The organism is Insulibacter thermoxylanivorax (assembly GCF_015472005.1).
Classification (GTDB): Bacteria; Bacillota; Bacilli; order Paenibacillales; family DA-C8; genus Insulibacter; species Insulibacter thermoxylanivorax.
This window is the reverse complement of sequence record NZ_BMAQ01000014.1, coordinates 1-20,639: the sequence shown is the minus strand read 5'-3', so window position 1 is coordinate 20,639 and position 20,639 is coordinate 1. Positions and strand designations below refer to the sequence as shown.

The window sequence follows — 20,639 nt, the reverse complement described above, 5'->3', positions numbered from 1 at the left end:
TATTGCTTCATCATATCAAGATCAGACTGGGATTGAAAGATGTTTGTGATCCGATTATAGTATTTAAAGGCATTAAACAAAGACAGAAAGAGTTGAAAACGGAGCGCTGTTATGAGTATATTCTTACACATCTTGGTCAATAACGTTCTGCCGCTTACGGTCATGATCGTAATCGGCATTATTCTGCAGAAGGCTTTTTCACTGGATATTAAAACGTTGTCGAAGTTGAATTTTTATCTTTTTTCTCCGGCTGTGATTTTCAATCTGCTCTATACGACGGAGATCTCCGCCATGCTGGTGGGGCAGGTGTTATTATTCTTCTTCCTCTTCATGTTTGCTCAGTATCTAGTGCTTGAACTGGTCATTCGCCTTAGAGGGTATAAGGGCGGCATGATCGCTTCGATGCGCAACAGCGTGCTGTTCTATAACAGTGCGAACTACGGCATTCCGCTGAATCAGCTGGCTTTTGCCGGCAACGCTTATACGCTGTCCATTCAAATCCTGATCATGATGATGCAATCCTTGATTCCGAATACATACGGGATTTACGCTGTAAACGCTCATCGAGCAAAGTTTCGCGACATCTGGCGGACCATCGTCTCGATGCCGGTCATCTATGTGATTCCCCTGGCTTTTCTGCTGAGAGGTTTTGAGGTTCAGATTCCAGACTTCTTGGCAACGCCGATCGGTTATCTGTCGAATGCCTTCATCGGTACGGCGCTGATCACGCTGGGCGTGCAGCTGGGCAGCATGTCGTGGAGAATCAGCCGCTCTCTCGCAACGGATATCAGCATCTCTTGTACGCTGCGGCTCGTTGTTGGACCCATGCTGGCTTGGGTGATTGTAACACTCTTAGGGCTGCCGGATCTGATGAGTGCGGCGCTTATCGTCTCGTCCTCAGTGCCGACCTCGCTCAGCAGCGTGCTGTTAGCCGTGGAATTCGACAATGAGAAGGAATTTGCTTCCCAAGCGGTATTCGTCTCAACCTTATGCAGCATCATCACGGTGACCGGTGTGATCTATCTCTTGGATATCCCGCTGTGATCGGTCCCAAACCAAGCGTATCCATGAACAGGTAAATCGAATGAAACAGATATTTCAATGAAAAAACTCGAAGGTGTGAACATTTCATGAATATTTGAGTGAATCATTCATTTTTGTGCATAATAAAAAATATACCGTCTTGACGGGAGGGTAAGTATGAAGATTATGATAAGGAATGTCCATGCCGGTCGAACGGAGGACGAACATTACATCGGGCAGGTCGAATTTACAGTGGACGGTCACCAAAGGCCGTACGAGATCTTCTTTCACAGCAAGGACGGTCGAGACTGGGGGTATTCCCTGCGATTCCTAGGTGAATCGGGACCGGAAGAGGAGATCGATGCGGTGGACCGCTATCTGGAGGAAAACGACGAAGCCTTCGACATGCTGCTGGATGCGGTAATCGATGCATATGATGAGGTATAGGATCAGGCATGCGATGATACATAAGATTTAGGTATGCGATGGAACATAAGATTGAGGCATGCTGAGCAGATGCTGATTACTTGGGGGTCATCCAGTCCATAATGTTCCTTAGGCGCCTTATTCGCGCTTACAGGATAGATCTTAGACAGAGATAAAAAAGGGTGGACGAGAAATGCAAAGAAAATCAATCTATGCGGTGATCTCTTTGATCACGGCGCTGGTGTTTCTGCTGGCGGCTTGCGGCGGCGGAAACAACTCGAACAGGGCGAATCCGAACAACGGCGCGAATGGTGCCGCGGATGAGCAGACACAGGACGGAAAAGCCGGTGAACCGACGGCGAAGGTGGCTATCGTGTTCGCGACCGGCGGACTGGGTGACCGCAACTTCAATGATGTGGCTTACGCAGGGATTAAGCGAGCAGAAGCTGAACTCGGCATCGAGTTTGACTTTGTTGAACCGCAGGCAATCGCTGAATTTGAGACGTTTCACCGGGATTTTGCCAGCAGCGGGGAATATGATCTAATCATCGGCATCAGCTTCGACCAGCTCGACGCGATTACGAATGTCTCGGCGGAGTTTCCTGATCAGAAGTTTTACCTGCTTGATACGGCATTTACCGGCGATGCTCCGAATGTCGCTTCCGCGGTATTCAAAGCGCAGGAATCTTCTTTCCTTGCAGGGGCAATCGCAGCAAAACAATCCCAGACGAAGAAGATTGGATTCATCGGCGGTACGGATAACGAGCTGATCAATGAATTCCTGTCCGGCTATATGGCAGGAGCCAAATACATCGACCCTTCCGTCGAAGTGCTGTACAATTACACCAACGCTTGGGATAACCCGAACCTCGGCAAAGAAATGACCGTTTCGATGTACGAGAGCGGTGCGGATATCGTCTATGCTGCCGCCGGCGGTTCCGGAAACGGTGTGTTCACTGCGGCGAAGGAACAGGGCAAATGGTCGATCGGCGCCGATATGACACCTGCTCAAGAACCGGATAACATGATCATAGGTACGCTGAAACATATCGACAATGCCATCTTCGATAATATTAAAGCAGTCATCGACGGCACATGGGAGCCGGGGCTTATGAGCCTTGGCTTGGAAGACGACGGCGTTGGATATACAGTGGAAGGCAGCGAAATCGAGATTCCGCAGGAATACCTCGATCTCGCAGAGGAACTGAAGGAGAAGATCATCAGCGGCGAGATTGTAGTTCCGCGCACGCTTGCCGAAGTCGATGCCTTCTTGGCAAACCAATCTTAATCTATGGATAAGGGTATGGGAGACCATACCCTTCTTTTATATTTGGATTGGCAGAGGCGGAAGCGCAAGAACTGCCTTCCCATGTTGCGATGATGAGATGGGATGATGATGAGATGGGGCGAAACAGCGTCAAGATGCGTTGGGATGCAATAGGTTCGGCATGATGGGTGAGTCAGCCAAAATCGTATCAGATCATGCGTATCAGGTCATGAAGGATGAATCAGTGTCAGATTGTGTTGAAACGCAATAGTGGAAGCTCAACTTCCCTTATTTCGGGATTTACCGCGGTTTTGATGAAATAGCAGAAGCCAGATTTCCGTTATTCTCGAAAAATCCATTAAAATAAGCAGAAATCAGCACATATAGATCAAATAAGAGAAATTTGGCTTCCGTTATTTTTGGATTTTCGAGGTTTTGGAGCAAATAAGGGAAATATGATTTCCGTTATTTTCTGCATCCATGCTGGTGATATGCAGGAAGAGACGGTTGCTGCCATCGGAGGCTCCAGCTTCGGCATCATGAGCAAGGGCTTTGGCTTTTTGTACGAAATTTAGGATAAAGCCTTTATTACCGCGGCCTGAATTACTATGTTTATACGAATTTTAGGACAAAATCCGTTTGCCGAGACGTCTCAGAATCACTTTTATACGAAATTTAGGACAACATATGCAAAACGCGTCTCTACATCAACCTGTATGTCCCAAATTTAGGACAAAACACAAAAGGACCATTAGATTGACCAATTCAGTATATGTTGTGATAACATAAAACACTTTCGTACATACTAAAAGGTACCAATTATGCCATAAGTTAACCATCCATCAGTGCCGGTTGCAAAATTTCTGATGCAGAACCAAAGTAATAAAATGACGATATTCCCGTCTGCATAAGAAATTCTAAGCCTGCTCCTGCGTCTTCGACTTGGCTCAGGCCAAGAATTTCTATATAATAATCACATTATTTTTGACAAGAGGCGGAGAAAATTGGAGGATCAATCTGTTATGTATGCAGTTGAGATGTTGGGCATCACGAAACGCTTCGCCAAAACGGTGGCCAATGATTCGGTGAATCTCACCGTGCGGGCCGGCGAAATTCACAGCCTTCTCGGGGAGAACGGTGCCGGCAAGACCACCTTAATGAAAATCCTGTACGGCATGCAGCAGCCGGATGAGGGCGAGATCCGCATTAACGGCGTGCCGCAGGCTATCACCAGTCCGACGGCGGCGATCCGTCTTGGGATTGCGATGGTGCATCAGCATTTTATGCTGATCGATGCTTTGACTGTATCAGAGAACGTTGTGCTTGGGTATGAGCCGAAGAAAGGGATGTTCTTCGACAAGTCCAAAGCGATGCAAGAAGTGCAGACCTTATCGGAAACCTACGGCCTAAAAGTCGATCCCAGGCAGCGGGTCGAAGAACTGCCCGTCGGCACCAAGCAGCGGGTTGAGATTCTGAAAGCCTTGTATCGCAAGGCGGATATTCTCATCCTGGACGAACCGACTGCGGTGCTTACGCCGCTGGAAGTTGTCGAGCTATTCCGCGTGCTGCGCGATCTGAAGAAAGCCGGCAAGACGATCATCATGATCACCCATAAGTTGAATGAAACGATGGAGTTGGCGGACCGCGCTACGGTGCTGCGGGCCGGCAAGCTGGTCGGAACCGTTGAGATCGCGGAGACAAGCCAAGCGGGGCTTGCTGAGATGATGGTTGGGCGCAAGGTTTCCTTCGCCAAGGCCCCGCCTTCGACCTATCCGGAGCGGAACAAGATCTTGGAGATCAAGCACGGGACCCTCGTTAAGAACCGCGTCCCTGTGCTGAATGATCTCCATCTGGAACTCTATACCGGAGAGATTCTGGGCTTGGCAGGGGTAGAAGGCAATGGCCAGACCGAGCTGATCGAGGCGCTTACCGGTCTTACCCCGCTGCATGAGGGGAAGATCCTGTTCCGCGGCAAAGATATCACGAAGCAGTCGCCGAATGAGATGATCACTTCCGGCATCGGTCATATTCCTGAAGACCGCAATAAGCTGGGGCTCGTCGGCGAATTCTCCATCCGCGATAACCTCATGCTCGGTTATCAGAACAGGCCGTTCTTCCAACGCAGGAAAGTGCTGCGCATGAAGCAGCTGAAACAACATGCTGCACGAATCCGGGAGCAATATCGGATCCGTTCGGAAAGCATCGATACCAAAGTCAGCGCCTTATCCGGAGGCAACCAGCAGAAAGTGGTCATCGGCCGTGTGTTATCGCAAGATCCGCAGGTGATCATCGCTGCTCAGCCGACCCGCGGCGTGGATATCGGTGCCATCGAATATATTCATGAGCAGCTGGTTGCCATGCGCGATCAAGGCAAGGCGGTGCTGCTCATCTCTGCGGAGCTCGATGAGATCCGCAAGCTGAGCGATAAGATCGCTGTGATCTATGAAGGAAGGATCGTCGCTTACGGAGCGGCGGATTCCTTCGATGAGTTTGAACTGGGCGAGTATATGACCAGCGGCAAGAACAGCACCGAGCATAGGAAGGAGACGGCAACTGCAGATGAATAGACTAATCACCTTAATCCTGTCCCTGTTCGCAGCATTCCTGGCCGGCGGGCTGATCTTGGCGGCGGCCGGATATGATCCGATAGAGGCCTATCGTGCTCTGATCATCGGCGCCTTTGGCAGCACCAATGCTTGGGCGAATACCTTAGCGAAAGCAACGCCCCTGATCTTCACAGGGCTGGCGGTGGCCGTGGCTTTCCGCGGCGGACTGTTCAATATCGGCGGCGAAGGCCAGCTGCTTATGGGAGCGATGGCAGCGGCTCTGATCGGCGTCTTCTTCAACGGTTTGCCGGGGATCTTGCTGGCGTTCATCGCTTTGCTTGCAGCCGGCATCGTCGGCGCTCTGTGGGCGGGGATCGCCGGTTATATGAAAGTGAAGTTCGGCGCCCATGAAGTCATCGTGACCATCATGCTGAATTACATAGCAGCTTCGCTGACGAACTATCTCGTGAACTATCCTTTCAAAGCAGAAGGCATGGTGCCGCGCACCGAAACGATTCCCGCCGGCATGCAGCTGACGCGGCTGATCCCGCCGAATCAGCTGACGACGGGCATCTTCATCGCTGTCATAGCATGCCTTGTAATATATTGGATGTTCAACCGCACCGTCTATGGATATGAGATCCGCGCCGTCGGTTTGAATCAAGATGCGGCCCGCACTGGCGGGATCAACATCGGCAGGCGGATGATTCTGGCGATGCTCATCAGCGGTTTCATCGCAGCCCTGGCCGGGGCTGTCGAAGTGCTCGGCGTATACCGCTATTTCGTGGCCGGCATATCTCCCGGCTACGGCTTCGACGGCATCGCCGTCGCTGTCCTGGCCCGCAATCATCCGCTGGGCGTGCTGCTGTCGGCACTCCTCTTCGGCGCTCTGCGCAGCGGTTCGATGACCCTTGACCGGCTGACGGACGTGCCGACGGACTTCGTCGTCATGATCCAAGCCTTGGTCATCATTTTCGTGGCCATCCCATGGGTCGTGAAGCGCATCAACCTCATGAGAAAGCGGGGCGAGAGCATTGGATCTTAACATAGACATGATCGTATCCCTGCTCGCGAGCACCCTGCGCATCTCCATCCCGATTGCCTTCGCGGCGCTTGGTGCGATCTTCAGCGAACGGGCGGGTATCGTCAATATCGGCCTTGAGGGGATGATGCTGGCGGGAGCTTTTGCCGGTGTGTGGGGTTCGTATCTAACGGGAAATGCATATGTCGGGCTGCTGTTCGCCATGCTTGCCGGGGCGTTATTCGCACTCATCCACGCCGTTCTGACTATTCAGCTGAAGACCGATCACATCATCAGCGGTTTGGCTATTAACCTGCTTTCCCTTGGTTTCACCACGGTGATGCTGGAGAATATCTGGGGCAACCGCGGCCGTTCCGCTCCTGTTGCGGGACTTGGCAATCTGTCGATACCGGGACTTCGTGATCTTCCGGTGATCGGTCCGATCTTGGGCAATACGTCGATACTGTTCTATCTCTTAATCGCATGTTTGGTGCTTGGTTGGATCGTGCTGTACAAAACCGTCTTTGGCCTGCGCATGCGCGTCATCGGGGACAATCCGCGGGTGGCGGATTCCCTCGGCGTGAACGTCTATATGATGCAGTATATTGGTGTGATCACCTGCGGCGTGCTGGCCGGCATCGGCGGTGCCTATCTGTCCATCGGCGATATCAACATGTTCTCGAGGGACATGGTCGCTGGAAGAGGGTATATCGCGCTGGCAGCACTCATCTTCGGCGGCTGGAATCCGCTGGGCGTCTACTTAGGAAGCTTGTTGTTCGGTTTTGCGCAAGCGCTGCAGATTCGTCTGCAGGTGTTTGAGATTCCGGTTCACTTCGTCGAGATGCTGCCGTATATCGTGACGCTGCTGGTGCTCATCGTCTATCGCAACCGCGCGCGTGGACCGATCGCCGCGGGCAAGCATTTCCGGCGCGGGGAAACCTAGTCTGCGCATCTCAGGCAATGATTCAGGGCGCTCATTCAGGTGTCGTGTCAATTCGCGGACAGCTGAATATCTTCTATCAATAGAAAATCCGTTTAACGACCTGTTGAACGGATTTTTTGTATATCCCGCGTTTATAAAAGTACATTCTAAAAGAATAGGAGGGGTACGATGACGAATATTCGGAAGATGCGTCTATTCGATAAGGACAATGGCGGATTATATTGCGGGGATGATTCCTATGCGGAGAAAGTATACAGTGAATTGTACGCCAGCCGATCGGGTTCCATCTACGAAAGAGATTGACCTCGCCTTATGGATTCATTCCAGCACTGCCGGCGCGGTTGCCCCGTAACTGCCGCAGATTTTCTTAGATATCTTCAATATCAACATAGGTATCATCCATACAGGTATCTTCTATCGAAGGAGCGAAACCATGACGAAGGATGCTCATTATGACGCTCAATATGATCTATATGATCTCGAGACTTTGCAGGAAATGCTGGAGAAGGCCAGACCCTTTGCTAAGCAGGGGAAAGTCGCCGATTATATCCCGGAGCTGGCCAAGGCATCGCCCGAGACCCTCGGTGTAACGGTGATGCCGATCGGCCAAGCGCCGCTTAGTGCAGGTGACTGCGGGGTTCCCTTTACGATGCAGAGCATCTCGAAGGTGTTCACGCTGCTTCTCGCCCTCATCGATCATGGGGAGGAGAAGCTGTTCGAGCATGTAGGCATGGAGCCGACGGGGGATCATTTTGATTCGATTGTGCGGCTGGAGCTGGCCGAGCCGGGCAAACCCTTCAATCCCATGATCAATGCCGGAGCGATCGCCGTCACTTCGCTGATCCGCGGCAGCACTCCGCAGGAGAAAACAGATCGTATCCTGGCCTTTGTCCGCAAGCTTGCTGCGGATGAATCTATAGCGATCGATGAAGCGGTGTACCGCTCGGAGGCAGTGACGGCAGACCGCAACCGCTCGTTGGCTTATTTCCTAAAGCATAACGGAGTGATCGGCGGCGACGTGGAGGAGCATCTGGAGGTGTATTTTCGCCAGTGTTCCATCCGCGTCAACTGTGTGCAGATCGCTCGCATGGGCATGATCCTGGCAAACGGCGGCATCGATCCGGACAGCGGTGAAATCTTGATCCCTGAGCGTTACGTGCGGATCGCCAAGGCATTCATGCTCACCTGCGGCATGTACAACGCGTCCGGAGAATTCGCCATCAAAGTCGGCATCCCCGCTAAGAGCGGCGTGGCCGGAGGCATCTTAGCAGTCGTGCCGGGCAGGATGGGGATCGGTACGATTAGTCCGGCGCTGAACGAGAAGGGTAACAGCGTCGCCGGATGCCGTATCCTTCAGGAGCTTGCTGCCCGTTGGAGATTAAGCATCTATTAGCGCGCATGGATCGCAGATACGTGAAGGGCAACATGGAGCTACATCGATCGTGCTTAGAACGGTGTGCAGAGCGAGTTCACCCTTGCAGGTTCAGGCGCCCTGTGTCACAATCAGAATAGACGATGAGATGCAATTTGTGCGGAAGAAGGTGGGTTGCATCAAGCAGGCGAGGAGAAAGGGAGGTTGACGCGTCATGCTCAGCACGAAGCAGAAACAGCTCATCTTGGCCATTCTCACCAAAGAGCGGGGCCGCTTGTTCTCTAAGTACAGAGGCAAGCTCCTGGATCAGACGATTGCGGATCTCAGCCAGATGCTGCGCAATGAACAGGTCAACAGCAACGGCAAAGGCTTTAGCAACGTGGTGTCCCTCGAAGATCGGAAGAAGCGTTAAGACATGATGCTGATCAGATGCTTCAGGTTAGGATTCTGCTGATCTCGTACTGAGGGGAAGCGGAGGGATTGAGGGTTTGAACATCGACAAGAATGAGATCGTCAGCTTGCAGATGGATATGATCAAGCGATTCAGCGAACTAGCGATGCAGAGCGGTTGGAGAGCGCATCAGTCCGGTGCAGTACACCATGCAGAGCGGCGCGGCGATGCGGTGGTTGCAGACGTTTACAGCGAGCAAGGCATCCATCATGTTCAACTGCATATCATCCCCTTTGATCGAAGCAGCTGCACATGTGGAAGCAGGAGATACTGCAGCCATATGGCCGCTGTATTTTTCTATGTATATGCGATGCACGAGAGGCGCACGGAACTGTTCCTTATGCAGCATCAGCAGATGCGTCTGCTCAGGAACAAGGAAAAGGCCAATAAGAAAAAGCAAACCGAACGCAAGAGCCAGGGAGCGGATGCACGATGGCTGGAGCAGCATCGCTTGATTCTCGCAACCGATTTCATTGGACGTTGGAGACAGGATCTGGAGAAGAAATTTGCCGGCTATTTTCAAGCTCCGCCGCATCAAGTAGAATCCTTCTACCGGGAAGTCATGTCCTATGCTCTGCAGATCTCAGCAGAGTGGTCTACACACGTTCGTGACGCCTACCTTATAACGGTGCAGCTTTGCATCTTCATGATGGCAGAAAATCGCTATCTCGCGCACCTGGAAGGGTATCAGCCGACACAGATCCACAGCGGATTTGAGCGGTTGTTTCTGCAGTGTTGGAAAGGATATAAGCGGTATATGAACAGATTGGACATGGCTGCGCTTGCCTCATCGCCTCAGGCGGAATGGAGCCGGGAGATGCAGGAGTGGATTCACAAGGCTGCTTTCCGCACAGGGCAGCATGCGGCACTGCATTGGCTGAATATATACCGTCTATTCATACGGAAGTTATCCGAGCATGATCCGAGTGTGATCGACAAGGAACGAGAATGGCTGAAGCTGCTGCGGCAAGCTGCCTCCCCGCCGCAAAAGCAGCTGCCTGCGGCCGTACGATTCGCCATGCTCCATCTCGATCTCTTGGCAGGACGGGAGGATGCTTATTCGGAGCTGATTCATTTTGCGGCGGAAACAGGAGATCTTAGGCACTGCTTCCATTACGTCGAGCACAGCATACATAGAATGGACTGGTCTAAGGCTGAGGAGCAGCTTCTCAAGCTCCTTCCAGAGGTGAAGCAAGCCGATGGCGCGGTCCATAAGCAGTATCTGGCCTATTGGGAAGAGCTGGAGCCTCACCTCAACCTGCAGCAATCGGATTCGTATCTCACTGTGCTCAAGTTGATGCTGCCTTATAGCTATGAGCCTTATGCTCAGTATCTGGAGGCCGCGGGGATGTACCGCGAGTGGGTGGATTTGCAGATCGCAGCGGATCTTACCCCTTATGATGTGGATCGCAATCTGCTGCTGGAGATCGAGCAGCGCGATGCCGGCACGCTCCTGCCTTTCTACCACCAGAGCGTGGACAAGATCATCGCGGAGAAGAAGCGCGAAAGCTATCGCAAAGCAGTGGTTCTGCTTAGAAATTTACAGTCCTGTTATGCGCGTTTGAACCAGGAAGCAAGGTATGAGACTTACATAACGAAACTTGCAGCCAAGTATAAAACGTTGAGAGCGTTTATAGAGGAATTAAGAAAGGGTCATCTGATCACATGAACAGGTTGCATACGACGACAATCTATGCTCGCTGGCTGGACAAGGGTTATTTTGTGCTGTGGCCGGAACCGGCAGAACCGCCCAGGCAGCTGATTCGCAAATTGTTCGCCTACCATGCTCCGTCCTTCTACGGAAACTTCGTCGAAACGGAATGGATCGGCATCCGCGAGATGATCGTGCTGCCCGCGGCTTGGGCTTTGGATTACTGGACAGAGCTTCCCGTCAATCTACATGCGTCATTCCGCTGGAGTGAAGAAGTGCGTCAATATATCTCCCTCGCGGGTTTCCTGCGTAAGATGCTCGAAGAAGGACGAATCATGCCGGATTACGCCAGTTGGAGGAGCGGCAAGATCAGCTGGCGGATCGCTTGGAGCGAGCGGAAGGAACCCAAAGAGGCAAGCGGGTCTGAAGCCTATTCGCTCGATGATCAGTGGCTAGCTGACCGCTGGTTGTCTCATATCGTCAATGATCGGATCCAGAACCAGGAAGGAGAGAAGCCCGAAGGAAGCTGGCAGATAACCGGCTTGGAACGCTGCATCACGGCCTATGAGAAGATGCGAAAGATGGAGCCGGCGGAATGGCTGGATGAGGAAGAATGGCTCTTGACCTTGGGTTGGAAGCAGGACCCGGCTCCCTTCCTCCTTGCGCTGCAGCTGTCTGAACCCGACCCGGCGGGGCAGTGGCGATTGTCGATCCGTGTACAGGATCGGAGCGACCCGGAGCGCGCCATTACCTGTGCCCCGGACGGCACGGTGATTCAAGGAATATGCCCGTCGGATTGGGAACCGCTGCTGGAAGAACGCATCTATCGCGAGACGCAGAAGTATATGAGCATCGCTGAAGAGTTGCGTGATCCCGATAACGCAAGACAGATGCGGCAGGTGCTGGATGATGATCTCGCCTGGTTATTCCTGATGGAATGGAGTGCGAAGTTTATCAGTTACGGCATCCCCATCCTCTTGCCGGCTTGGTGGGAGCAAATCAAACGCGCGCGGCCGGTACTGCATGCCCATATCCGTTCGCCGGTGCACGCGCGGGGCGAAGGGGTGCTCGGTATGAAGCAGCTGATGCAGTTTGATTGGAGGGTGTCGATCGGCGATCTCGAACTCAGTGAGGAGGAATATCAGCGGCTTCTACAGGAGGAGAAACCGCTGATCTCGATTCGCAGCCAGTGGATGATCATCGATCACGAAACCCTGCGAAGCATCCATCGGCGGCTGAGGAAATATCGCCGCGAAGGCGGGATGCCGCTGCATGAGGTGTTGGAATACGGCTTGTTAAAGGATCGGGGGAATCCTGAGACCCAAGATGCGCCGTATTGGCGTGAGGAGAGGCCGCTCCCAATCGAGATCGAATGGGATGCGGATCTGGAGCAGTTCTTGCAGCAGCTGCGACGCATCCATGAGCCGCCGCTGGTCCCTCTTCCGCAGCAGTTGAACGGGCAGCTGCGGCGTTATCAGCATGAGGGCGTATCGTGGCTGGCGATGCTCCGGAAGCTAGGATTCGGAGGATGTCTTGCGGATGATATGGGACTGGGCAAGACGATCCAATGGATCGCCTATCTCTTGCATCTGCAAGAGACCATCAAGCCGGATCGGCCGTCTCTGTTGATCTGTCCGACTTCGGTCCTTGGCAATTGGCAGAAGGAGTTCGCCCGATTTGCACCTAAGCTGCGCGTTCACCTGCATCACGGGCCTGCGCGGCTTAAGGAGGAAGCGTTCCTGCGAGCAGCGCTCAGCGCCGATGTGGTGATCACCTCTTATGCGCTTGCTCATATCGATCAGCAGCAGCTGACTGCCCTGCGCTGGGATACCGTCTGCCTCGATGAAGCGCAGAATATCAAAAATGCGTATACCAAGCAAGCGCAAGCTGTCCAGAAACTTGAAGCGAATCAACGGGCCGCGCTGACCGGCACGCCGCTGGAGAATCGGTTGACAGAACTCTGGTCGATCATGCATTTCGTTAACCCTGGGTATAACGGCTCCTTGCGCGCTTTCTCACGCTTCGCGCGGATGGTGGAGAAGCATCAGGATGAGGCGAGTATCCGGCGGCTGCAAACCGTTATCAGGCCGTTCCTGCTGCGCCGCGAGAAGCATGATCCGAAGATCTCGCTGGATCTTCCTGACAAGGAAGAGATGAAGCGCTACATCACGCTGACGCCGGAACAGAGCATCCTCTATGAACAGCAGCTGGATCGTCTATTCCGTCAGATCGACGGGTTGGCGGTGATGGAGCGGCGCGGGGCAGTGCTTTCGACGATCATGCGATTGAAGCAGATCTGCGATCATCCGGCATTGCTTCAGGGAAGTGAAGACCGCTCAACGGAGCATCTGCTTCAGCAGTCGAACAAGCTCCTGCTCCTTGCGGAGATGGTGGAGGAAGTGCGCCGGAACGGGGAGCGCTGCATCATCTTTACGCAGTTCATCGAAATGGGCAGACTCCTGCAAGCCGTACTTGAAGATCAGCTGAGCGAGAAGGTGTCTTTCATGCACGGCGGCATCCCCAAGCCGATGCGGGATCAGATGATTGCCGTCTTTCAGCAGGAAGAGCAGGAGGAGAGCGGCGTCTTCATCCTCTCCCTCAAAACCGGCGGCACCGGTCTCAACTTAACGGCAGCAAATCATGTGTTTCATTATGATCGCTGGTGGAATCCCGCTGTGGAGAATCAAGCATCGGATCGCGTCTATCGCATCGGTCAGCAGCGCAACGTTTTCGTCCACAAGTTCATATCGATCGGCACGATCGAGGAGAAGATCGATGAGATGCTGGAACAGAAGATGGGACTAAGCCGCAGGATCGTGGGCAGCGGGGAGCAGTGGATCAGCGAGTTGACGAATGAGGAGCTGAGGGAAATCTTGGAGCTGAGGCGGTCTTAGGATGCGGCAGCCTGGCCATACATAACATGAAGAGCATGAAGAGGAAGCAATCCGTTTTCCTTGACAGAAGGAGCCGGCGAGCATGAGATGCTCAGCCGGCTCCTTTGCATTAGTATGTTTTGCGGGGAAATGATCAGGATGACTATTTCCCGGGCGAGCGCAGAGCTCGACGGAATGCATGGATTTTAGACATGGGGTGATCTTCCTGGATGTTTAGAACCATTCAACCAGTGTCATTCCGTGTCGCAATGCTCGATTCTTGTACGTTCGTTCAGTATACAGAGAGAAGTTTAATCCTCCGTACGGTCCGGCAGCTGCATCACATAGCTGTCTGATAGGTGCAGAAGGGCCAGCGCCCGGTTGAATTCATCCTTTGTTGCCTCCGGCCGTTCCAGACCATTGCCGGAAAGCGGATAATGTTCGCCGTCTTCATAACCTGCGCCGGATAAGAACAGCTCTTCGCTGTTTAAGAAAGAACCCGTCGGCAGATAATAGCGCTGCGGCAGCAGGTTGAACTCCGTATGGTTGAGCAAGTCTTGGCCGAAGTGCAGATATCCGTCCAAGGAAATCCCCAAGAGGTTCGCCAAGGTCGGCAGGAGATCCACTTGCCCGCCTAATTGATCAAGCACGGCCGGATAGGTGAAGTCCTCCGAGATGATCACCAGCGGGATGTTAATCATATCCGTGTACGTATAAGGTCTGCCGTAGATCTCTTCCAACAGCTCTTCGTCTTCCTGATTCAGGGAATACATCGGCAATCCGAGATGATCGCCGTACAGCACGATCAGGCTGTCCTCCCAAAGCCCGCGCCGTTTTAATTCCTCGATGAAGATGCCCAAGGCATAATCCGCATAGTTCTGCGCTGTTAGATATTCACCGACGAGGGTGCCCTGGTATCGTTCGGGCAGTTCAATCAACCGCTTCTCTTCCGGCAGAGTGTAGGGATGATGGGCGGACATCGAGATGACATGGGCGTAGACCGGCTGGCCCTGTTTAGCGAGCTTATCCAAGGCATAAGCTGTCTCCGGATACAGGATTTCGTCCGAAGCACCGAAGAAGAGCACGTCTTTCTCTCCGAAATATGCTTTGTCATAGATATGTTGGAATCCAAGCCCTTCATACAGCTTGTGGCGGTTCCAGAACTCGACATCGTTCGTATGGAATGTGGCCGTCACATACCCCGCTTCCTGCAGCAGCTTCGGCAAGCTGGGCAAGTCCTTGTTGCCGTAGACTTGGGTCGCAGCGCCGCGCGGCGGAATATAATAGGAGGTGTTGACGACAAATTCCGCATCCGAAGTATTGCCTTGGCCGACCTGCTGATAGAAGTGCGGGAAGTAAAAATGCTCCCGTGCCAGGCGGTTTACAACGGGCGTTACCTCGATCCCGTCGATCTCCAAATCGATGACGAAATTCTGCAGTGACTCCATCTGGATGAGGATGAGGTGCTTGTCTTTGGCAGCTTCCCAGTACACCGGTTCGGTTGGTTGTTTAATGCCTTTAAGCTTATTAATCGATTGCTGTGTGATCTGATCCGCTTTGACGAGCTGGGGCTGTGCTTCCGCAAAAATCGTATAGAGTTCATAGTTCAGGATGCCCATCTGCTCGGCTTTGATAATCTCATTGAGACTCGGCCGATTCGGCAGGATAAAGGCGATGCTCATGATCAAGCAGCAGGCGAAGACAGCGGCCAGCAGTTTTCTGTCTATGGCATAAGCCGCACGAACCTTCCAGCGCTGCGCCGATTTCCTGCTAAGGAAGATCACGGCGAAGATGATGATATCAACGAACATGAACAGGTAATAGGGATCAAGCAAAGAGAAGATGCTCGTCTTCACCGTGCCGACTTGGTTCACTTGCGCGAGCGCATGGTAAGTGACGATTACGCCGTAATATTTGTAGTACATGATTGCAGCGAAGAATATGCCCGTGAAGAGCAGGTTCGTAAGCAGGTAATACAGCAGCTTATTCTTGTTTGAGAACCGTTCGATGATGATAAACACCATCATGATCACGGATAATTCCTTAACAATCGTAGACCAATCCGGACCCCCGAAGATGACCGTCCAAGCAAGCACGCTCTTGCACATCAAGATGATGGAGAAGCTGAAGAGCGGATGCAAGAAGAACGATTGGAGCTTAGATTGATGCGACATGTCATCACCTTCCAATCCCTGTGTTTTGTTAGAAAACACAAACTTAACAATACCATAAATATTAACGAAGGTGTAGAGATGAATGTTTCACATGTACACTAACATGTATCCTTAATTATACAATGAATGATGCGGATGACCGTTAATTATGTCTTATGATCGTCAGTTTTTTGAACAATCTCCGAACCATCAACCCGTTGTAAAGGTGGATGCTTCGCTTCTAACGCAGGAAAATAAAGATTTTCAATGGTAATCATAAAAAAGATCTATCAAATTAATGGACTTAAATTCTTTACAAAAAGCCGCTCTTGTAATATCGTGAACTAACATAAAGGAACTTCATCCAACAAGATCTTATTCTAAAGATAGTGGAGTTGAGAAAGATGGTCTTACAAACACGAACAGCAGCTAAAGCAGAGGTCAACGAGTATATCCAAAGGGTCTTGGATACCGTCATCCAAAGAAATCCTGGTGAATCTGAGTTTCACCAAGCGGTGAAGGAATTCATGTACTCTATGACTCCAGTATTGGAAAGAGATCCTAAGTATATCCAATATAATATTCTGGAAAGAATCGTCGAGCCTGAGCGCATGATCACCTTCCGCGTGCCTTGGGTCGATGACCAGGGACGGATTCAAGTTAACCGCGGCTATCGCGTCCAATTCAACAGTGCGATCGGTCCCTATAAGGGCGGGATTCGCTTCCATCCCAGCGTAAATGCAGGCATCATCAAATTCCTTGGTTTCGAGCAAACCTTCAAGAACTCCCTCTCGGGCATGCCGATCGGCGGCGGTAAAGGGGGAAGCGACTTCGATCCGAAGGGCAAATCCGAAGGCGAAGTGATGCGCTTCGTGCAGAGCTTCATGACCGAGCTGTATAAGTACATCGGGCCCGATGAAGACGTGCCTGCGGGGGATATCGGTGTCGGTCCCCGCGAGATCGGCTATATGTTCGGCCAGTACAAACGGATCTGCGGCGGTCATGAGGCGGGTGTGTTCACCGGCAAAGGACTGACGTACGGCGGCAGCCTGGTGCGGAAGGAAGCGACGGGGTATGGATGCGTGTACTTCGTTGAAGAGATGCTGAAGGAGAAGGGAATGTCGCTCGAAGGTCGTACGGTGGTCGTCTCCGGATCGGGGAATGTGGCCATCTATGCCATGGAGAAGGCGATGCAGCTGGGTGCGAAGGTCGTGGCATGCAGCGATTCCAACGGGTATGTCTATGATCCGCAGGGAATCAATCTCGAGACGGTCAAGCAGCTGAAAGAGGTCGAACGGCGGAGAATCAAGGACTATGTTCAGGAACATCCGCATGCGGAATACCATGAGGGCTGCTCGGGCATCTGGACGATTCCATGCGATATCGCCTTGCCTTGCGCGACGCAGAACGAGATCTCTGAGGAATCCGCAAGCATCCTCGTCAAGAATGGCGTGATCGCCGTTGCCGAAGGAGCGAATATGCCTTCGACGCTGGAAGCAATCGACATCTTTCTGCAGAATGACGTCCTCTTCGGACCGGCAAAGGCGGCCAATGCCGGCGGCGTCTCCGTGTCGGCTTTGGAGATGTCCCAGAACAGCATGCGCTTCAACTGGACCTTCGAAGAAGTCGATGCCAAGCTGCGTCAGATCATGTCAAACATCTATCGGAACAGCATGGCGGCAGCCGAGGAATACGGCTATACCGGCAATCTCGTGGTTGGTGCGAATATCGCCGGCTTCTTGAAGGTTGCCGATTCCATGATCGCTCAAGGCGTGGTCTAAACCTGCGCATAAGGAACGCAGTTATCTCAGTCGAATACCAGCTCTAAGCAAAAAATACTTGGCATCCCGCCAAGTATTTTTTGCTGTCCGGTGATCACTCTTCAATTAATCGGAAATCATCGAAATGAAACCCCGGCGCTACGATGCAGGTGACCAGGGCGGGCTCATCCCCAAGCGGCCTTGCGGTCTGCCAGACGGTGCCGGGTACGAGCACCTGCGGTCTTTGGCGCGCAGCGACGTCCATACCAAGGACGATCTCTTCCTGCGCCTCGGGAGCATCGCCGCTGCCTCCTAAGGTTAACAGCACGGGGCTGCCCGCATGCCACAGCCACAGCTCGTCCGAGACGACGGTGTGCCACTGCGACACCTCGCCGGGATGGAGCAGGAAATAGACTGCGGTTGCCGCCGGCCTAGGACCTGTATAGGGAGCGCCCAATACTTCCTTAGGGATCTGGAAGGAAGCTTTCCATGTTTCTGCGTACCAGCCGCCTTCGGGATGAGGCTGCATGCCTAATGCATCTACAAGCGGAGAACGTGTTGTCATTCCATTCACACCTCTTCGATCACAATGATATCTTCTATAAGATACCCAAAGCTGAGCGGCAATCGCAAGCCGGTAACGGATGCAGAGGAAAAAAACCGGAGCAAAAGCTCCGGCATAAAGTGTTGTAAGATGGAAAGGATGATTACAGCACTCTTCTTGCGCTGACGTATTTGTCTTTCCAATAACCTGTATTCAGATTATCAATCGCCACCCCATTGGCGGAAGGCTTATTATGAATGAAGGTTCCGTTTTCTATGTATATGCCTACGTGATTGATCGAGCCGCCCTTCGTGGAGAAGAAGACGAGATCGCCTTTCTGCAGATTGCTCTTGCTGACCGCCTTGCCTGCGTCCTTCTGATATCGCGTGCCCCATTTGAGATCAACGCCGTATTTTGCGAAGACATATTGGGTGAACGAGGAGCAGTCGAAGATCAATTTGCTCGTATTGCGCGTCCCGTAATCGTAGGTGACTTTCCCCATGAGACTTTTGGCGAAATTGATGATCTGGTCTGCCTTGGCGCTTGGATTGCTTGGAACTTTGACCGAACCTCCGCTGTTACCGCTGCTGCCGCCGGAAGTGCCGATGGAGATGTAATTCGACGATACATAACCGACTTTGCCGTTGTGCTTGATCTTCACCCACCACTTATTCGTAACCTCAAGGACTTCGACGGTGGTGCCCTGCTTGATCGAGCCGATCTTGTTGTTGGCAACTTTCGGCGAAGAGCGGAAGTTTACGCCCTTAGTAATCTTACCGCTTCCGCTTGTTGCTTCCTGCTGCCCATTGTAATCGGTATATTTGCTGTTCGCGGAGATATAGCCGATCTGACCGTCCTGCGTCTGAACCTGCAGCCAATGGCTGTTCACTTCCTGGATGACATGTATGTATTCGCCCTTAGGCAACATGCGATAGATGTGACCATTGGTGCTGGGCTCTGCGCGGTAATTGACGCCCCATTCCACCTTGGTTTCATAGCCTGCCGGCGCAGCCCAAGCAGTAACCGTCGGGGCTGCGATCATCACAGCTAGTGCGATGGGTAAAGCCTTCTTGAACATGTAGATTCCTCCTTAAAACTAAATCTATTAACATCGTAACCAAAGGAAACCTCTCAGGTCATTAGTAGACTGCTGGAAATCTTCGCTCAAAAAAGTGCCAAATCACCAGCTGATGCAGCGGAATTTGACATCGGAATCGGATAAGAGTATATATGTTGGTATCGAAAATAAGGATGGGATTCAAGATGAAACGAACATACGGTGACGAATCTTACACGGAACAAGTAAAAATCGAAGAGATCCTGCATGCGAGTCAGGTGCTGAAGGACGTCGTCCGCCGTACGCCGCTGCATAAGGACAATGTGCTGTCCGCCATGTACAAATGCAATGTCTATCTCAAGCGGGAGGACCTGCAGATCGTACGCTCCTTCAAGATCCGCGGTGCATACCATTTCATCCGCTCGCTTCCAGAAGAGAAGCTTGCGCGCGGCGTCGTCTGTGCCAGCGCCGGCAATCACGCGCAGGGCGTAGCTTATACATGCAATGCCCTTCAGATCAAAGGGCAGATCTATATGCCTGCCACCACGCCGCGGCAGAAGGTTTCGCAGGTGGAGTTTTTCGGCGGTCCCTATGTGGAGATCGTGCTGGTAGGCGACACGTATGATGATGCTTTTGCCGAGGCAATCCGCGCTTGTGAAGAACACGGCATGACCTTCGTCCATCCCTTCAATGATCCGAAGATCATCGCCGGAAACGGTACGATCGCGATGGAGATCATGCAGGAGATGGAGGGGAACGTGGATTACCTCTTCACGGCGATCGGCGGCGGAGGTTTGGCTGCAGGACTCAGCCTCTATGCCAAAGCCGTCAGTCCAGCGACGAAAGTGATCGGCGTTGAACCTAGCGGCGCTGCTTCGATGAAGCATGCTTTCGCGCGGGGCGCTGTAGAAGGTTTGGAGGCCATCGATAAGTTCGTCGACGGTGCAGCCGTGAAGCGCGTTGGTGAGCTGACCTATGCGATATGCAAGGAATCCCTGGATGATCTAGTTGCGATTCCTGAGGGCAAGGTCTGTTCGACGATCCTCGAGCTGTACAATCGCAGCGCGATCATCGCTGAGCCCGCCGGGGCGCTGTCCGTATCCGCACTGGATGTATACAGGGAACAGATCAAGGGCAAGAATGTCGTATGCCTCATCAGCGGCGGCAACAACGACGTCGACCGCATGCAGGAGATCAAGGAGCGGTCGCTCATCTATGAGGGATTAAAGCATTATTTTACGATTAATTTTCCACAGCGGGCGGGGGCGCTGCGAGAGTTTCTCGACAAAGTGCTGGGGCCCAATGATGATATTACCCGCTTCGAATACACGAAGAAGAACAACAAAGAGAATGGTCCGGCCCTTGTCGGCATCGAGCTGAAATCCCGCGATGACTATGAACCGTTATTGGAACGGATGCGCAAGCACAATTATAACTTCATCGAGCTGAACAAAGACCCTGTGCTGTTTGACTTACTGATATGACGAAAACACCAAATATCATTAAACATTAACGGCATTAAATAATAATAATCCTAAATTTCGAAAGTAAC

17 protein-coding genes are annotated in these 20,639 nt (G+C 52.4%); 14 read left to right on the top strand and 3 right to left on the bottom strand.

The window, feature by feature from the left end; all coding sequences use genetic code 11:
* The first annotated feature begins 111 nt into the window (after positions 1–111).
* The 12 genes from PRECH8_RS07555 (at position 112) to PRECH8_RS07505 (ending at position 13,594) form a co-directional block, all read left to right on the top strand.
* Positions 112–1,044: an AEC family transporter gene (locus tag PRECH8_RS07555; RefSeq protein ID WP_200966491.1), complete on the top strand. Its 933-nt coding sequence runs from the start codon at positions 112–114 to the stop codon at positions 1,042–1,044.
* A gap of 156 nt (positions 1,045–1,200) precedes the next feature.
* Complete coding sequence (locus tag PRECH8_RS07550) at positions 1,201–1,470, top strand: hypothetical protein (RefSeq protein ID WP_200966490.1); 270 nt, start codon at positions 1,201–1,203, stop codon at positions 1,468–1,470.
* Positions 1,471–1,642: 172 nt separating this feature from the next.
* The gene (locus PRECH8_RS07545; protein WP_200966489.1) at positions 1,643–2,737 is read left to right on the top strand and encodes a BMP family lipoprotein; all 1,095 of its coding nucleotides are present in this window, start codon (positions 1,643–1,645) and stop codon (positions 2,735–2,737) included.
* A 398-nt stretch (positions 2,738–3,135) separates the two neighbouring features.
* Positions 3,136–3,291, top strand: a complete 156-nt coding sequence (locus tag PRECH8_RS07540; RefSeq protein WP_200966488.1) for a hypothetical protein — start codon at positions 3,136–3,138, stop codon at positions 3,289–3,291.
* Between the two features lie 447 nt (positions 3,292–3,738).
* A complete protein-coding gene (locus PRECH8_RS07535; RefSeq protein ID WP_200966487.1) occupies positions 3,739–5,283 on the top strand; it encodes an ABC transporter ATP-binding protein in 1,545 nt (514 codons plus the stop codon).
* Positions 5,276–6,307, top strand: coding sequence for an ABC transporter permease (locus PRECH8_RS07530; protein WP_200966486.1), 1,032 nt, complete (start codon positions 5,276–5,278; stop codon positions 6,305–6,307). The genes PRECH8_RS07535 and PRECH8_RS07530 overlap by 8 nt, the downstream gene beginning before the upstream one ends.
* Positions 6,297–7,226, top strand: a complete 930-nt coding sequence (locus tag PRECH8_RS07525) for an ABC transporter permease (protein ID WP_200966485.1) — start codon at positions 6,297–6,299, stop codon at positions 7,224–7,226. The genes PRECH8_RS07530 and PRECH8_RS07525 overlap by 11 nt, the downstream gene beginning before the upstream one ends.
* A gap of 168 nt (positions 7,227–7,394) precedes the next feature.
* Positions 7,395–7,529, top strand: a complete 135-nt coding sequence (locus tag PRECH8_RS14620) for a hypothetical protein (RefSeq protein WP_276569099.1) — start codon at positions 7,395–7,397, stop codon at positions 7,527–7,529.
* 130 nt (positions 7,530–7,659) lie between these two features.
* A complete protein-coding gene (gene glsA / locus PRECH8_RS07520) occupies positions 7,660–8,619 on the top strand; it encodes a glutaminase A (RefSeq protein ID WP_200966484.1) in 960 nt (319 codons plus the stop codon).
* A gap of 193 nt (positions 8,620–8,812) precedes the next feature.
* Entirely contained in the window at positions 8,813–9,010 is a 198-nt protein-coding gene (locus PRECH8_RS07515; protein ID WP_200966483.1) for a hypothetical protein, read from the top strand.
* 76 nt (positions 9,011–9,086) lie between these two features.
* Positions 9,087–10,718: an SWIM zinc finger family protein gene (locus PRECH8_RS07510; RefSeq protein WP_200966482.1), complete on the top strand. Its 1,632-nt coding sequence runs from the start codon at positions 9,087–9,089 to the stop codon at positions 10,716–10,718.
* Positions 10,715–13,594 (top strand): DEAD/DEAH box helicase, encoded by a 2,880-nt coding sequence (locus tag PRECH8_RS07505; RefSeq protein ID WP_200966481.1) that lies wholly within the window; start codon positions 10,715–10,717, stop codon positions 13,592–13,594. Before PRECH8_RS07510 ends, PRECH8_RS07505 begins: the two co-directional genes overlap by 4 nt.
* A gap of 290 nt (positions 13,595–13,884) precedes the next feature.
* On the opposite strand, the gene PRECH8_RS07500 is transcribed toward PRECH8_RS07505, so the two are convergent.
* The gene (locus tag PRECH8_RS07500; RefSeq protein WP_200966480.1) at positions 13,885–15,747 is read right to left on the bottom strand and encodes an LTA synthase family protein; all 1,863 of its coding nucleotides are present in this window, start codon (positions 15,745–15,747) and stop codon (positions 13,885–13,887) included.
* A 383-nt stretch (positions 15,748–16,130) separates the two neighbouring features.
* Between PRECH8_RS07500 and gdhA the strand changes: the two genes are divergently transcribed.
* A complete protein-coding gene (gdhA, locus tag PRECH8_RS07495) occupies positions 16,131–17,507 on the top strand; it encodes an NADP-specific glutamate dehydrogenase (RefSeq protein ID WP_200966479.1) in 1,377 nt (458 codons plus the stop codon).
* A gap of 94 nt (positions 17,508–17,601) precedes the next feature.
* Here the strand turns inward: gdhA and PRECH8_RS07490 are convergent, their stop codons facing one another.
* Positions 17,602–18,051: a cupin domain-containing protein gene (locus PRECH8_RS07490; RefSeq protein WP_200966478.1), complete on the bottom strand. Its 450-nt coding sequence runs from the start codon at positions 18,049–18,051 to the stop codon at positions 17,602–17,604.
* A gap of 142 nt (positions 18,052–18,193) precedes the next feature.
* Positions 18,194–19,108: a C40 family peptidase gene (locus PRECH8_RS07485; protein ID WP_200966477.1), complete on the bottom strand. Its 915-nt coding sequence runs from the start codon at positions 19,106–19,108 to the stop codon at positions 18,194–18,196.
* Positions 19,109–19,293: 185 nt separating this feature from the next.
* Between PRECH8_RS07485 and ilvA the strand changes: the two genes are divergently transcribed.
* Positions 19,294–20,571 (top strand): threonine ammonia-lyase IlvA, encoded by a 1,278-nt coding sequence (gene ilvA / locus PRECH8_RS07480; protein WP_200966476.1) that lies wholly within the window; start codon positions 19,294–19,296, stop codon positions 20,569–20,571.
* The last annotated feature ends 68 nt before the right edge of the window (positions 20,572–20,639 follow it).